At 67.1% G+C, this 15,421-nt stretch carries 5 protein-coding genes (1 of these 5 running past the window's edge); 1 reads left to right on the top strand and 4 read right to left on the bottom strand.

All coding sequences use genetic code 11. From position 1 onward, the window contains the following. The first annotated feature begins 75 nt into the window (after nt 1-75). Complete coding sequence (locus ACPJW8_RS01460; RefSeq protein WP_330187916.1) at nt 76-567, top strand: MarR family transcriptional regulator; 492 nt, start codon at nt 76-78, stop codon at nt 565-567. Between the two features lie 46 nt (nt 568-613). On the opposite strand, the gene ACPJW8_RS01455 is transcribed toward ACPJW8_RS01460, so the two are convergent. The 4 genes from ACPJW8_RS01455 to ACPJW8_RS01440 form a co-directional block, all read right to left on the bottom strand. After that, the gene (locus tag ACPJW8_RS01455; protein WP_330188086.1) at nt 614-1,168 is read right to left on the bottom strand and encodes an isochorismatase family cysteine hydrolase; all 555 of its coding nucleotides are present in this window, start codon (nt 1,166-1,168) and stop codon (nt 614-616) included. 392 nt (nt 1,169-1,560) lie between these two features. Continuing rightward, entirely contained in the window at nt 1,561-2,277 is a 717-nt protein-coding gene (locus ACPJW8_RS01450; RefSeq protein ID WP_425256395.1) for an ATP-binding cassette domain-containing protein, read from the bottom strand. A gap of 195 nt (nt 2,278-2,472) precedes the next feature. Next, nucleotides 2,473-3,990 carry an alpha-N-arabinofuranosidase gene (locus tag ACPJW8_RS01445; RefSeq protein WP_425256394.1) on the bottom strand — a complete coding sequence of 506 codons (1,518 nt, stop codon included), beginning with the start codon at nt 3,988-3,990 and terminating at the stop codon, nt 2,473-2,475. 87 nt (nt 3,991-4,077) lie between these two features. Further along, nucleotides 4,078-15,421 carry the end of a Calx-beta domain-containing protein gene (locus tag ACPJW8_RS01440; protein ID WP_425256393.1) on the bottom strand. It continues 17,795 nt past the right edge of the window, so the window shows 11,344 of its 29,139 coding nt (coding positions 17,796-29,139); its start codon lies beyond the right edge, outside the window; its stop codon occupies nt 4,078-4,080.

Raw genomic sequence — 15,421 nt, 5'->3', positions numbered from 1 at the left:
CGTTAAACTGTTTAGTATTGAAGACTTTAGGAGCTACACTCAACATCGTCAACAGCCCCTGCCTGGAAGGTGCCCGTGGAAGACAGCGTGGACCGCATCATTGCCCAATGGGGTGCCGTGCGCCCGGACGTCAACGTTGCAGGCATGGGAATCGTGGGCAGGCTCTCCCGGCTGACACGGATCCTGGAAAGGGAACTCCAAATGGTTTTCTCCCGGCATGGCCTGCAGCGCGGTGAATTCGACATCCTCGCAACCCTGCGCCGCACCGATACCGAGGGCACAGGGCTGACGGCAGGCGAGCTCGCGGAACACACCATGGTCACCTCCGGGGCCATCACCAACAGGCTGGACCGGCTGGTGGCCAAACAACTGGTCACCCGGGAGGTGGATCCGAACAGCCGGCGCACCATCCGGGTAGCCCTCACGGCAAGCGGCCGGAAGGTCATCGACGCCGCCCTCCAGGACCACGTGGCCAACGAGGAACGCCTGCTGGCCGCCCTGGACGCGCGCGAACGCAGGGAACTCGAGGACCTTCTGCGGACGCTGCTTCACAGCCACGAGGGCTGATCCCTTTTCTGGCCAGCGGCGCCGTCTGCGTTAGCGGGCCGGGCCTCTACCGGCCCGGCAACTCCGCCAGGATCTGCTGGTTGGTACGGACGTCCTGCCGGTATTCGTCCGTGAGGATCCGCAACATGTCTGCCTCGGATTCCTTGTCCTCAGAGGCCATGGCGTCCCGAGCGTAGGTGACGCGGATGTTCCTGGCGAAGGCGTCCGCGGCCGTTTGCGCCAGGCAGTTGTGGGTGGAGACGCCGGCCAACACCACTTTCCCTACGTTCCAGTTGCGGAGCCGTGCCAGGAGGTCCGTGTCCACGAAGGCGCTGTCGCGGGTCTTGAGGAGCTGGGGGTGGCCATCCACCTGGAGGCCTGCTACCAGTTCCGCCTGGTGGCTGCCGCGGAAGATGAAGCCTTGGTCGTCGTCGAGCATGTTCAGGGTCCAGGTGGATTTGTCCCGTTCATGCTCCGTCCGGACCACCAGGACCTTGTGCCCGGCGGACGTGAAGCCGGTTATGAGCTCGTTGCAGCCCTTGACCACCTGCTCCCGGCTGGCCTCCAGCTCCGGGTCCTCGAAGTAGGCGTTCTGCATGTCAATCACCAGCAGCGCGATCATCTGGTCCACCCCCGTCGGCTCGGAAACGTCTGAGGAAACCAGCCTAGAAGACTCGCGGCGGATGGCAACAGGACGGCACACCCCAAGCCCCAAGCCCAAGGTCACCTGCGGCCGCGCCCCACGCCCCGAGCATCCTGGTCGCCTGAGGCCGGCATTCCGTTTTCGACGCGCAAATTACCTGGCGCTGCGGATATTTGGGGCGCGTCAGGTAATTTGCGCAGCGCGCATCAATTTGCGCGTCGAAAACGGGCCGCGCGGGCCGGGCGAAGTCGGACCAGGCGAGCGCTTGGCGCGGCGGGGCGGGCGCGCGGGCCGGGCGAAGTCGGCCCAGGCGAGCGCTTGGCCGGGCGGGCGCGCGGGCTGGGCGGGCGAGTGCGCGGCGCGCGGGGTGGTCACAGGTGGCGCAGATACCGCTCCGGGCCGGCCATAAACGACTTCCAGTTCGTCACCAGTTCCAGCTCGTCCCACTCCTTAGGCCGCAGCCCCCATGGGCCCACTTCCAGGATCTGCGCACCGGGCAACGCCGCCAGGACAGGCGAGTGTGTTGACATCACCACCTGCGAATTACCCCCGGCCAGCAGCCCCTTGAGCACCGAGAGAAGGCTCAAGCAGCCGGCGAAGGACAACGCCGATTCCGGTTCATCCAGCACCCATAGCCCGTGACCCCGGAAGCGGTCCACAGCCAGTTCTAGGAAGGACTCCCCGTGGGACATCTCGTGGAACGCGATGTCCTGGCGGGACATGCTGGGGTTCTGCTCCAGGTACGTGAAGAACCCGTGCATGGTCTCCGCCCGCAGGAAATAGCCGTTCCGGGTGGCACCGGCGTTCCGGACCACCTGGAGATGATCGGCCAGCAGGGATTCCGTGGCCCGGCTGGTGTGGCGGGCGCCGGTGGAACCACCTTCTGGCGAAAGTCCGTAGGCCAGCGCAATCGCCTCCACCAGCGTGGATTTCCCGGACCCGTTCTCACCGACAAACACGGTAGCGGCAGTCAGGTCCAGCCCCTGGTCCAGAACCTGCGCCACGGGCGGCAGCACAGCCGGCCACCGGGCACGGTCGAGCGCGTGGGCCGGGTCCTCGGCCAGCCGCCGGATGGGAAAGTGCTGCATGGGCATGCCCCATTGTTACAGGCCCTCCCAGCGCCCGGGTCCGAAGATTCGACGCGCGAATTACCTGACGCGGCGGATATACCGGGCGCGTCAGGAATTATGCGCAGCGTGGATCAATTTGCGCGTCGAAAACGGAGTCGGCGGGAGGGGGTGGGCTCGGGTAGGGGCGGAATGGTGGGCTTGGGTATGGCCGGCTTACTTCAGCGCCAGGCGGATCATCGACCAGGAGACGGCAGGGAGCTGGGCGGTGAGGCGGCCGCCGTCGACCTTAACGCTGACGTTCTCAGAGGGCAGGACGGACGTCGAATCCTCAGCGGTTGCCTGCCAGTACGGGTCCTTGTTGGCGTAGGTGAGGGCCTCGACGACGGTGACCTCACCCAGGCCGGCAATCGCCGCGTCCAGCGCCAGGGCGTCCGTGGCAGAGCGGTTCACGGCGAACACCACTGCCTCACCGGCGTCCACGTCGAGCGTGGCCACGGCGGAGAGCGCCGGGAAGTCCGCCGTTGTGCCGCCGCTAAGGAGGGGCGATTCGACGGCGAGCTGCAGCACGGTGCCGGCGGCGTGCCGGGACGTCAGCGCGAACGGGTGGAACGTGGTCTGCTTCCACGCGCGGCCACCGGGTTCGGTCATGATGGGCGCGATCACGTTGACCAGCTGCGCCAGGCTGGCCGAGTGCACGCGGTCGGTGTTCCGCAGGAGCGTGATCAGCAGATCACCCACGACGACGGCGTCCGCCACCGTGTAGCGGTCCTCCAGGAGGACGGGGGCTACTGGCCAGTCCTTGCCGCTGGGTACCTTCGACTCCGCACGACTCATGTGCCAGACGTTCCACTCGTCAAAGGAGATGTTGACCTGTTTGGTGGACTTCTTCACCGACTTCACGTGATCGATGTGGCTGACGATGTCCGAGATGAAGGACTGCATGCGCTGGCCTGCGGAGAGGTGCTCCTGGAGGTCCCCGAAGTCCTCGAAGTACTGGTGCGCGGAGATCAGGTCCACCAGTTCGTAGGTCTCCGTGAGGACCACCCGTTCCCATTCGCCGAACGTTGCCATGGTGGGCGCGGAGCTGCCGCAGGCCACCAGTTCCAGGTCCGGATCGATCATCCTCATGCCCCGGGCGGTATCGGCTGCGAGCCGGCCGTATTCCAGCGCGTTCTTGTGGCCGATCTGCCACCAGCCGTCCATTTCGTTGCCCAGGCACCACATCCTGATGCCGTAGCCGTTTTCGGCACCATTGGAACGGCGCTGCTCGGAAAGCGCTGTGCCGCCGTCGATGTTGCAGTATTCCAGCAGGTCCAGCGCTTCCTGCGTGCCGCGGGTTCCCAGGTTCACGGCCATCATGGGCTCCACGCCGGCCTTGGCTGACCACTTGGCGAACTCGTCCACGCCCACCAGGTTGGGATCCGTGGAGTGCCAGGCCAGGTCCAACCGGGCGGGGCGCTGCTCCACCGGGCCCACGCCATCCTCCCAGCGGTATCCGGAGACGAAGTTGCCGCCCGGGTACCGCACCGTGGAGACGCCCAGTTCACGGGTGAGTTCCAGGACGTCAGTGCGGAAGCCGTCGTCGTCCGCTTTTGGGTGCTCCGGTTCGAAGATGCCCGTGTAGACGCACCGGCCCAGGTGCTCAACGAACGCCCCGAAGGTACGGGTCCGGACCGGGCCCACGGTGAAGGCCGGATCGATGGTGATTTTTGCTGCTGCTGGCTCGCCCACGTAGATGTCCTCGCTAGATTTACAACGTTATAGAAATATTGTTGGGGCTAGCGGTTGGCGAGTCAAGGGGTGGTGAAACTCAGGGCTTCAGGACTTCCGGCCCTTGGGCGGATTCGTCACCGGTGCGGGTTCCACGACGGGTTCGGTGGTGGTGCCGCCGGGAGCAGGGGTGGAAGACGGTGCGGGGTCGTCCTCAATGATGGCCACCGCGCCATAGCCGTCCGCGAGGTTGAACTCGGGACTGGCCAGCAGCGTCACCAGGAAGGATTCGTTGCCCTCGTACACGGCGTCCCCGGTCAGGGAGAGCGTGATGGTGGCGGTGGTGCTGCCCGCGGCGATGGTCACCGAACCGGAGCCGGCCACGTAGTCCGTTCCCGCCGTCGCGGTTCCATCCGCAGTGGCCCAGTTGATGGTGAGCGGCGTGGCCTGGGCGGCGCTCAGCGTGACGGTGAGGGTCACCGTGTACGTACCGGGGGCGCCTTCGGTCACGGTGGCGTCGCCGATCCGGATCTCCGGCGGGATGACCAGCGGACCGGTGAACTGGGCGTCGTCCGTGCGGAACCGGAAGCTGTCCACGGAAACCTGCAGCGCGGCTCCGGAAACCCCGGAACCCAGTACGCCCGTCCGGCCGTCCGCAACAGAGGAATTGAAGATCCGGCTGGCTACCACTTGCCCGTTGAGGGTCACCGTCACCACGGTGGCCTTCAGCACCAGGTTCAGCCGCTGCAGGCTGCCCGCAGTGAGGGTCCGGGCGATCACCTGGTCTACCACCCAGCCGCTGCGCGGGCTCACGTGGCCGATCAGCATGCGCTGGCCGGGAACGTCCAGCACCACAAACTTGTAGTCGTTGGCCGCGTAGTAGTCGAACAGTATGCCCGTGACGCCCAGTGCGGTGAACACCGCCTCCACTTCCACGTAGGAGAGGCTGTCGATGCTGCGGGGGCCGAAGTTCGCCACAGCCAAGACGGGAGCAACAGTATTCACAGAGGTGCCAACGTACGTGCCCTGCTGGATCCCCCACGTTCCGGTGACCGGCGTGAACGCCTCCGCCACGCCGTCGTCAAAGTATTCGGTCCGGTCCAGGCTGATGGCCGGTGAGATGACGGTGAGGGCGATGTTGTCGAACCAGCCGCGTGCCTGTTGCGAGCCGAAGCCCACCAGCCCCTTGTTCAAGGCCACGGCGTCGCCGTCCAGGTAGCGCACGGGGAAGGTGTGGCTGAACGCGTTCTTCCCGTCCAGGTACACGGTGACCACCAGCCCGTTCACCACCACCGTCAGGTTGTAGTACTTGCCGGCGTTCACGGAGCCGGGCACCACGCCCTGGGCGTCATACCACCAGCCGGCGGCGTCACGGTGGCCGATCACCATCTTGTTGATGGACTGGTCCACACCAGCGAACTTGAAGTCCTCCGGGCCGAAGTAGTCGAAGATGATAAACGCGTTGGCCTTCCAGCCGGCGGTGGCCTTGTCCATGGAGATCCGGGCAGACAGCTCGTAGTACACGGACTTGTAGGCATCTGAATACCAAACCGCGACGGCGTCTCCGGAGGCTGATGCGGCCGTCACCTGGAGCACGCCGGACTGGACGGTGAAGGCACCGGAGTCCGTGGCGAAGCCCTGCAGCGTGCCGTCGTTGAAGTCCGCGCCGCGGAGCGTATCGCGCCGGCCGCCCGGGATGTTGCCGGCCTGCGGATCAGTTGGGCCGCCGGTCTGCGTCTGCCAGTGGTGGCGGTCGTGCTGGGTGATCAGGCCCAGCTCGCCATCGGGTTCCCCGTTGCGGGCCGGATCGTTGCCGGTGTCCGTGGCCCGCGTGGGATCGGCGCCCTGGCTGCGGGACAGCGCGTACAGGAACTGCGGGAGCTGCGGTTCCACCTGCCGGCTGACCGTCGCGATGCCGAACGGTGCGAACGGCACCAGGTAGCTGTTGAACTCGCCCACCCAGTCGATCAGCCGGTCGCCGCCGGTGTTGCCGATCAGGATGTCCAGTCCGGCGCCGCCGAACACGCGGTCCTGGTAGCTGGAGTTGGTGCCGTCCGGAACGTCGTTCAGGCCGCCGTTGGTGGTGAGCAGATCGTCGGCGTTGGAGAGGTCGTTGCCCCAGCCGGCCCAGATGGTGTCCGCGCCGGTGCCGCCCACTGACCAGTCGTTGCCCAGGTCACCGAAGAGGACGTCGTCGCCGTCGGACGGCTGGTTGCTGATGGTGGCGGTGCAGTTTCCGCGATTATCGACGGCGACACACGCCGTGACCCAGTTGCCGGAGGTTGCGTCGTTGTTGAGGAAGAACTGGCGTCCCAGGGGCGCGGCTCCGGTCTTCCAGACGCTGCCGTCCGTGTTGAACAGGATGATCCTGCGCGGATCGTATTCGTCGTAGAGGAGGAACTCGCCCAGCCGGCCGGCGTTGTGGTTGTTGCTGTGCCACGCGTTGGTGTCGGCGCCGAAGTGCAGGACGTCGCCCGGGTTGTACGGGTGCAGGAAGTCGATGAGCTCCAGGCCGATCGGGTTGCCGTTCGAGTCGAAGTGCTGTGCATAGGAGACCGCCAGCGCCTCGGAGCCGGAGATCGCGTCGTCGCCCGCGCCGCCGTGGATGAAGTCGCCGCCCCAGCCGCCGAAGATGATGTCGTCGGAGTTGTTGGCGTCGAACAGCGGCTGGTCCGCCACGTGGTGCTGGCTGGCGTTGACGTTGTCGCCCAGGTTGTAGGGTGTCAGGTCCGCGGCCTTGGCCAGCTGGCCCGCCACGTTGATGGTGGCGGTCTGGACCATGCCCGGGGTGTAGATGAACTCGTTGAGCACATCGCCCTGGCTGGTGCGGGTGTCCGGGTCCACGGTGCGGAACCGGTAGACGCCGTACAGCGGCTCGCTGAACTGCGTGCACACCGCACTGGAGGCCACGGTGCAGCCGGTGTTGCGGCTGGTGAAGATCCGCCCGTCGTCACCCAGGATGCCGTCGACGCCGGTGCCGCCGGAGATCCAGTCGTTACCCCAGCCACCGATCAGGTCATCATCCTGCGCGTCGCCGAAGATGACGTCGTGGTCAGCGCCGGTGTAGACGGTGTCGTCGCCGGACTCGCCGTGGACCTCGTCCCGGCCGCCGATCTGCGTGTACTTCCAGGTGCCGGTGGCGGTGTCCAGGATGATGGAGCACGTGGGCTGCGTGGGCGAGCCGTTGCAGCTGCTGCCCGCGCCCTGGCCGAAGTTGGCGGGGACGAAGTCCGGGCCTCCCGGCGTGTAGTCCAGGAGGTGGACGCCGCGGACCACCAGCTTCTGGCTGGCTGAATAGTTGTCGTAGTTGAAGGTGACGTAGTTGGGCTGGCCGGCCAGGGTCCGTCCGGTGCCGGCCGGGTTGATATCGACGCCGTTGACGCCCACGATCCGGATGATCCGACCGTTGTCCGCCACGATCGCGTCAGCGTCCCTGGCGTGCATGTTGGCCGGAAGCGTGCCATCGCCGAGGATGCCGCCTGCGAGCGCCGAGGTGGACGGGACGCCGCTCACCTGGTTGTTCAGGCCGATCTGGGTGCCCGCGCCGCCGAACAGGATGTCCGCGCCGCGGTCATCGCCGGGCAGGTAGGCCAGTGACGGGAACGGCACGCCGTCCGGCCGCTGGTCCGGGGTGACCAGGCTGAAGAAGTCGCTGCTGCCACCCACGATGTCGTCCTGGCCGAGGCCGCCGAAGACGACGTCGTTACCGGCGTTGCCCTCGATGTAGTCCTCGCCGTCAGTGGCGGCCTCGAAGGAGTTAATGACCGTGAGTGTGCCGGTGAAGTCACACACCATGGATCCGGCGGCCCCGAGGCAGCCCAGCGGGGTGCGGGAGGCACCCACGTGCCAGGTGATGGTGGGGTCGTCCACCATCCGTGCGAAGGCGGATTCGATTCCGCCGTCGCCCTGGATGACGTCGTTGCCCAGCTGGCCCAGGATCACGTCGTGGCCCTGGCTGCCGGCGAGGTAGTCGTTGCCGAAGCTGCCTGCCCACTTGGTGCCTTCGTCAGAGGCGAAGTCGTGGAAGAGGTTGGTGACGTTGTACTCGGTCCACCACGGCGCACCGTCCGGATCCCGGTAGGCCCGGGGGGTGCCGTCCGTCAGGAGCAGGCCGCTGTTGTCCTGGTTGACCACGCCGCCGCAGGCGTTGGGCTGGTCCGTGCGGCTGTAGAGCAGCGTGCCGCAGAGGGTCTGGAAGTGCGGGCTGGTCCAGTCGCCAACGGTCCGCAGCAGGTAGGCGTTGTCGCCGAAGACCATGTCGTCAGCTTCGTCGCCGTCCGCCTGGTCGTGGCCCGCGCCGGCGATGATGACGTCCTGGCCCAGGCCGCCGAAGATGGTGTCGTCAGCGCCGCGCTGCAGGTTCCGGGACTCGATAAGGAGGATGGTCTCAATGGCGGTGGTCTGGATCTTCTGCAGCCGCGGATCAGGCTGGTTGGGATCGGCCACGTTCTGGATGACGGCACCGTGATCGCCGAAGATGACGTCGTCGTACGCTGTTTCCGGACCGCCGGTAACCGTGCCAACGCCGTCGCCGAAGATCAGGTCGCGGCCGGCCACCAGGAGGTCATCGCGGACCGGGGACGGGTAGGGCTGGATGGTGGTGCCGTTGTTCAGGTAGCCGGCGCCGGTCACGGAGGGCAGCGGGCTCCTGTCCGTCACAGTGATTTCCAGTGCCCGGGTGAAGACGTTGACGTTGACGCCGGAGTCGCCGTAGATGTGGTCCACCCCGCGCAGGCCGCGGATTTCGTCGTCTCCTGAGCCGCCGGCCAGGTGATCGCCGGCCTGGCTGCCGATGATCAGGTCATCGCCCAGTCCGCCGAAGGCCGTGAAGCCAACAGTGGGCAGCTGGTTGGCAGCGAGGTGGGCGAACAGGCCGGAGGCGTCGATGATGTCGTTGCCCGCGTAGTCGTACGGGTTGGCCAGGCCAAGGAGCCATTCGTCGTCCTCGTTCTGCGCATCCGGGATGCCTGTGAACGGATCGAACGGCTTGGGGCCGAACTCCATGCCCAGGACGTCGTAGGGGCGGCCTGAGTACCAGACGCCGTCCTGGCTGGTGTCGCCGTAGACCACCAGTGGCGAGCCCGGTCCTGCGGTGGCGTTGACGTCGCAGGGGACGCTGACGCCGTCCACCACAGGGGTGGCCAGGTTGCAGACGGTGATGACGTCGCCGCCGATCCTGGGTCCGCCGTCGAGCGTTGCATCAAGACCGGACACGGTGAGCACCGGCGCGTGCCAGACAGCGACGCCGGCCGCGTTGATGTGGACGGTGGGCTGCAGCGCCGTGTTCCAGAAGGTCATGGTGCCCGCGGTGAGGGCCTTGATGGTGAACGGGCCGGCCAGGCCGCTGATGCGGACCTGCATGCCCACCTTGAAGCCGTCCGCGATGAACGATCCACCGTCCGTCCGGACCAGGTAGTCGGTGTGGATCTGCATGGCGCCCGTAGCCGTGACGGCCAGCGGCTTGGCCACGTGGACGTCGGTAGGCAGCACCACGGCGGGGCCGCCGTAGACCGGGCCGGAGAGGAACATGACCGAGCCCACGCCGCAGCCCGGGAACGGATCGCTGTACGGACAGGTGGCGTTGCCGAAGCCCAGGATCATGCGGGTGAAGGACTCCCCCGCCAGCTGGATGTGCTGCGGACCATGGCCGTACGGGTTCAGGGCGTAGTAGCCGCTGCCGGGCAGGGTGCCCGTGTAGCCCCAGGGCAGACCGTCGAGGCGGGTGAGGACCAGGCCGGTCCCCACGGGAGCACCAACACCTGCACCAACACCTGGCGCCGAGCGTTCCATCTCGAAGTTGTTTTGTGTGAACGAGTTGCCGCCGCCGTGGACCGTGGTGAGGCCGCCGTGCGGGCCGGGAACGAAGACTGTATGGCTGCCGCTGAACGCCCCAAGGGCGTCGCCGCGGGCCAGGGTCAGCACCAGGTCTGTCACCGCGACCAGCCGCCAGGCACCAACCTTGCCCTGGATCATCACCAGCTGGCCGGTGACAAAGCCATCGGCGAGCCAGCTGCCGGACGCCCTGGTGAGGGTGCCGCCGTCGTTCTGTGCATTGGGTGTGGCGGTGATGCCTCCGGTGAAGGTGACCGGGACGTCGCCGGCGATCACGCTGCGCACCGCCGTGGAGGAGCCTGCGGTGGTGCCGGTGAGCTGGACCAGGTACATCACCGTGTTGTCGGTGGTGTCGCCGGGATCGTCGTCGCCGAAGCCCACCACTCGCCAGGTGCTGATATTGCCGCTGGCAGGTTCGCTGATGGTGACCGGCTGGCCCACCAGGAAGCCCTGGGCCTTCCAGTCGAACGGTGCGGGCCGGCTGAGGCGATGGGTGGAGGAGAACTGGCCGGCGGACGGCGCCAGCACCACGGTGCCGGTGAGCTTGACGAAGTCGTCAGGCTGCAGCGTGCCCTGGACGTCCAGGCGGTCGTTGCCGTAGCCCAGGAAAAGGTTGAAGATTTCGATGCTGGAGCGGGCTCCGTTGGTGACAAACTCGCCGTCCACCATGGCGATGGTGCCGTAGCTGATGCCGCCCGGGAAGACCTGCGGTTCGCCGAAGGTCTGGCCCTCAGCGCCGCCGTAGGAGGGGCCGAAGTCCAGGTCCTTGGCCATGTTGAAGCCGCGGATGGACGTGCTGTTCATGGCTCCGAGGCCGTTGGCCTGCGAGGAGTCGTTGTAGATGTTCAGCATGTCGATCTGCTTGGATTCCGGCGCCTGGGTGGCGATCGCGAACAGCGGGCCGTCCTGCTCGCCGGGGAGCTTGAGTCCCAGCTGGAGGGAGCGGTCGGCGCCGGTGACGCCGCCTTCCACGGCCACCGGACCGCGGAGCCTGGACACCAGGTGCTGGCTGGCCGGGAAGGCCTTGACGCCCACCCGCTGCAGCGGCTGGAAGTAGGCGATGTCCGCCCGCAGCTCGATGTACTGTTCCTGGAACCAGTTGGCGGAATTGAAGTTCACGACGGCGGCAATCCGCACCACCGTGAAGTTGCCGGCGGTGAAGGCGGCCAGGGAGTCGCCGCTGAGGGCGAAGCCGCGCAGTTCCAGTTTTTCGTCGTGGCCGGCGTTCTCGCCGCGGATCACGGCGATCTTGGCCCGGATGCACGTGCCGGCCTGGCAGATTTCCACCCATTGGCCTTCGCTGAAGCCGTCGGCGAGCCAGCTACCCCCGGAGGGACCAACAACAGGCCGGACCAGCCGCCATGCCCCGCCCACGAACTCCGTGGTGGCCGCGCCGTCCCAGATGCCCGAGCGGGTGAGCCTGTTGATGCTGACGGCCGCGCCTCCCCCACAGGCCGGCGCGGACGTCAGCACCATGGTCTTCCCGTCCGGGCTGACGGAAAGAATGGTGAAGATGGTGGAGCCGCAGGTGCCCAGCGTGATGCGCTGGCCGGCGGCGAAGCCTTCGTCGATGAAGCTGCCCAGGTCGCTGCCGTTGGCCCGGGTGATGGTGGAGCCGGAGATGGTGATGGCTCCGAGGAACGCGCGGGCCGGGATGTCGCCGCCCACCACTTCGTAGTCCGCGGGAGTCACTGCCACACCGCCCACGGACACCACGTCCACCAGTCCGTCCGGGATCAGCGCGATCTGGACGCTGCCGGCCACACCGCCGGCGGGTGCCCTGGTGAGCCGGATGGTGTAGCCGTCAGTGCCGCCGGGGATGGTGCAGGCAGTGTTCCCGCAACGGATCACTACGGTGTCCGTCCCGGTGGGGATGCTGACCACATTGGGGGTTTCGTCGTCGTACACCAGCACGTCCGTGCGCTGCAGGCCGCTGCGCAGGTTCGGGAACGGGTAGGCGGCGGCCGCGGCTGCGGAGGTGCGCAGGGTGTCCAGCTCGTAGTTGATGACGGCGGTGAGCGGATCACCGGGATCGCTGTTGGACCGGGCGTTGACCACAATCCGCAGCGGCACATTCCAGTTGGTGGAGTCGAAGCTGACGGAGTAGTAGGTGCCTCCGTTGCCGTCGGACACGGCAACCCAACGCCCGGCCGGGACGTTGCTGAAGTCCAGCTGGATGAGCCGCTGGCTGTCAGCGTCCATCCAGACCTTGACCCAGATGGTGTGGCCGGCGGCGGGTGCCTTGGCCAGGGTGAGGAGGAGGTCGTCGGTGCGCTGCGTGAGGCTGCTGCCTTCGATCACCAGGGTACGGCCGTCCACGCCGGTACCGCCCGGGGTCACTTCCGTGACGTACACGCCGGGTGTGTCGTTGTCGTAGACCAGCGCGTTGACCTGGCGTACCGCGGCCCGGTGGAAGCGGCTGTCCGCGCTGATCACGCTGTGTTGCAGCACCACGGTGCGGTCGCCCTCGGCGCGCGGATCGTCAACGGCCCAGAGGTAGACGCGCTGCGGGATGTTCCAGTTCAGGCCGGTGAAAGTCAGGGTGATGGCGCGGCCGGCCTCGTCCACTACCTGGCCGTTGACCACCTTGTGGCGCTGGAATTCGGAGAGCTCGTCGCACTGGGTGTCCACGGAACCGATGCACAGCCACACGGTGTCGCCCAGGCCGTTGGGCAGCGGGCTCGGGTTGATCAGGCTGCCGTTGGCTTCCTGCGACGGCGGGAAGGCAGCGGAGACGGTGACGTAAACGTTCGACGTCGGTGCTGCCGCCAGCTCCACTGTGTAGTAGGCGTAGCTGCGGATCACGTCCGTGCCGGCTGCGCCTTCGCGGACCCGGGTGCCGCCGGTGGCTTCGCGGATCACCACCATGCCCTGGTCCTGGGTGGCCAGGTTGTACGGGACGCCGTCGGAGGTGAGTCCGTCGTAGCCGGGGTCCGTGGGCGAGGTGACAATGTGGTCCACGGCGCCGCTGATGCCTTCGAGTTCGCGGGCGATGATGTCCGCCGTGACGTCGCCGGTGACGCTGATGACGTCGCTGCCCAGGCCGCCGATGATCCGGTAGGCCACGCCGTAGGCGGTGGACTGGATGAAGAACTGGTCATCGCCTTCCAGGCCGTCCACTTCCACTACTTCCACGGTGGTGTAGCGGACGTTCAGGCCGGCGCCGAAGATGCCGCGGTCCGTGATGGCGAAGTCGTCAGCGAACTCGGTGCCCAGGACCACCAGCTTGTCGAAGCCGGTGCCGCCGTCCACGTTGACGGGGGCATTGACGTTGTACTGGACCTCGTCCTCGCCGCCGCCGGCCCGGATGTCCAGCGGCCGGGAGGTGGAGAAGCCCAGGCCGATCACCGGGACGGCCACACCGTTGGCATCGAGCGGGATGACGTCGTCCCGCCACATCGTGTTGTCCAGGTCCACGTTGGAACCGGGCAGGTGGTTGAAGGTGGTGTGCGCATCGGCGTTGTTGCAGACGCCGTCGCCGTTGCGGTCGTAGCGGGTGTAGCCGGAGTTGATGACGCAGGAGCCGAACGGCGTGGTGGTGGGGAAGTTTCCGCCGGCCGGGGTGAAGGTGACGTCGCTGAGGCCGCAACCGGCAATACTGTCCGCGTCGGTGTCGCAGACCGCGGCGATCGCAAACGCCCGGACAATAAAGATGTCGTTGTGGTCATCGCCGTTGAGCTGGATCTCTGCCTGGTTGGAGTACACGGTGAACTGGTCGTTGCCTGTGCCGCCGGTGGCCAGCAGCGGGGCATGCGTGCCCGGGCTCAGCCAGCCGCGCGTGGTGGGCACCAGGGACGGGAAGGTGTCCGCGGCGAGGAGGCCGCCGCCGTCGGGAGCGTTCTGGCCGTCACGCTGGGTGCCGAAGATCTGGCCGATCTGGAAGACGTCATTGCCCGCGCCGCCGTCCAGGGTGATGGTGGCGGAGGTGTCGTCCACGTAGAAGGCGTCGTTGCCGCCCTGGCCGAAGACCGTGATGCGGCCGTTGAGCGCGGTGTCGTAGTTGATCCGCTGCACCAGCGAGCTGGGCTCGTTCCCGGCGATCCGGTCGCGGTAGGCGCCGATTCCGCCGTCTGCCGCGAGGCTGCCGGCCAGCAGTGCCACAAACGCCGGGTGGTCGGCGGTTTCGGTGGGGCTGAGGCAGCTGCCCGGGACCCCGCCGTCGAGCGTGTACGGGCTCTCATTATCGATGCACTTCAGGGCCCGCAGCAGGAAGATATCGTCAGTGGCCGCGTTGGTGGTGGTGCCCGGGATGTAGCCGTTGTAGGCCGCGGCGGTGTTGTTGTAGCCGTAGATGGCGAGCTCATCCACGCCCGCGTTCGGGGCGCCGGTGTCCAGGACGTTGATGACGTAGTTGCGGATGTTGCCGTGGCTGCCGTTGGTGTAGACGGCGTAGTAGTCGGACTCGCCCTGGCCGTCCAGGGTGAGGGTGTGCCCGGCGCCGGTGCCGGTGTTCTGGAGGCCGGTGGGGCTGGTGACCACGTCCATGGACTGCAGGTACCAGACGGTGATCCTGTCCTCGCCGTCAGCCGTGCCGGAGTTGGTGGTGGCGTTGCCGTGGATGGTGGTCTTGGAGCCCAGGAAGATGTAGCCGGGATCGCCCAGCTGCTCCTTGTTCTGGGCCGGGTTGGTGGTTTGCGCCAGGTCCAGTCCGGACGGATCGCCCAGCTGGATGATGTCGACGTCGGAGCCACCCCACACATGGACCTGGCGGTCTGCCACGGGGTTGGCGGAGCTCGGGGCGCAACCGCCCATGGGATCACCGGTGGAGGCGCCGGCACTGACCACGCAATCGGCGATGATCCGGCCGCGCAGGATCATGCTGGTGCCGTATTCCGGATCCGGGACGGCCACGGTGCCGCCGGTGTCCGCGTTGCCAAAGTCGCCGCGGATGTTGATGGACAGGTTGGCCAGGATCTGGCTGTTCTGGTGGAGTGTGACGTCGTCTCCCACGCGGAGCTCCACGCTGCCGGTCTCGGCGAAGATGGTGCCGTTGGGGACGGCCCGCAGGTGGTCGGCGTCGTTGCCCGGGAGCGTGGTGTTGTCCTCGGCGAAGTTGGCGGTGCCGTTGCGGATCAGGAAGAGGTCCTCGTCAAGGTCTGCGCTTTCGCGGACCGTGAGCCGGATATCGCCCGTGACGGCGTGTGCCAGGACCAGGCGCAGGTACTGGTCCGTCTCAGTGAGCCAGATGCCTGTACCGGCTTCGAGGGCGACGTCGTCAGCAGTGGCGGCCAGGCCGGCGTCGGAGGTCCCGCCACCGTTGTTGGCGCAATTGGTGTTGGTGCACGCGAACGGCGAATCCACCAGGGAATCGATCTCTAGGTCGTTGGCCGCCGTGCCGATCGAGCCGCCGTTGGCGTCCAGGTCGATGGTCTGGCCGATCACGTCCGCTGCGGCGTCATTGAGCGCATCCAGGATGCTGCCGTTGCGGGTCCGGAGGGAGACGTTGCCGGTGGCCAGGGAGTCGTTGCCGGCGGTGTGGACAACACCGATCCAGAGGTCGTCGGTGACCTGGTCGATGTAGATGCCGGCCGTCTTGTCGTTGTCCGCGGCGGTGTCGAAGGCGTCCAGGTGGCCCAGGGCGCCGCCTACTGCATCCACGTGGATTTCCAGGAAGTTGTCC

This window comes from Pseudarthrobacter sp. J47, from assembly GCF_049810315.1.
GTDB lineage: Bacteria > Actinomycetota > Actinomycetes > Actinomycetales > Micrococcaceae > Arthrobacter.
Note: the sequence above shows the minus strand (reverse complement) of the source record. Positions and strands in the feature narration are given on the sequence as shown.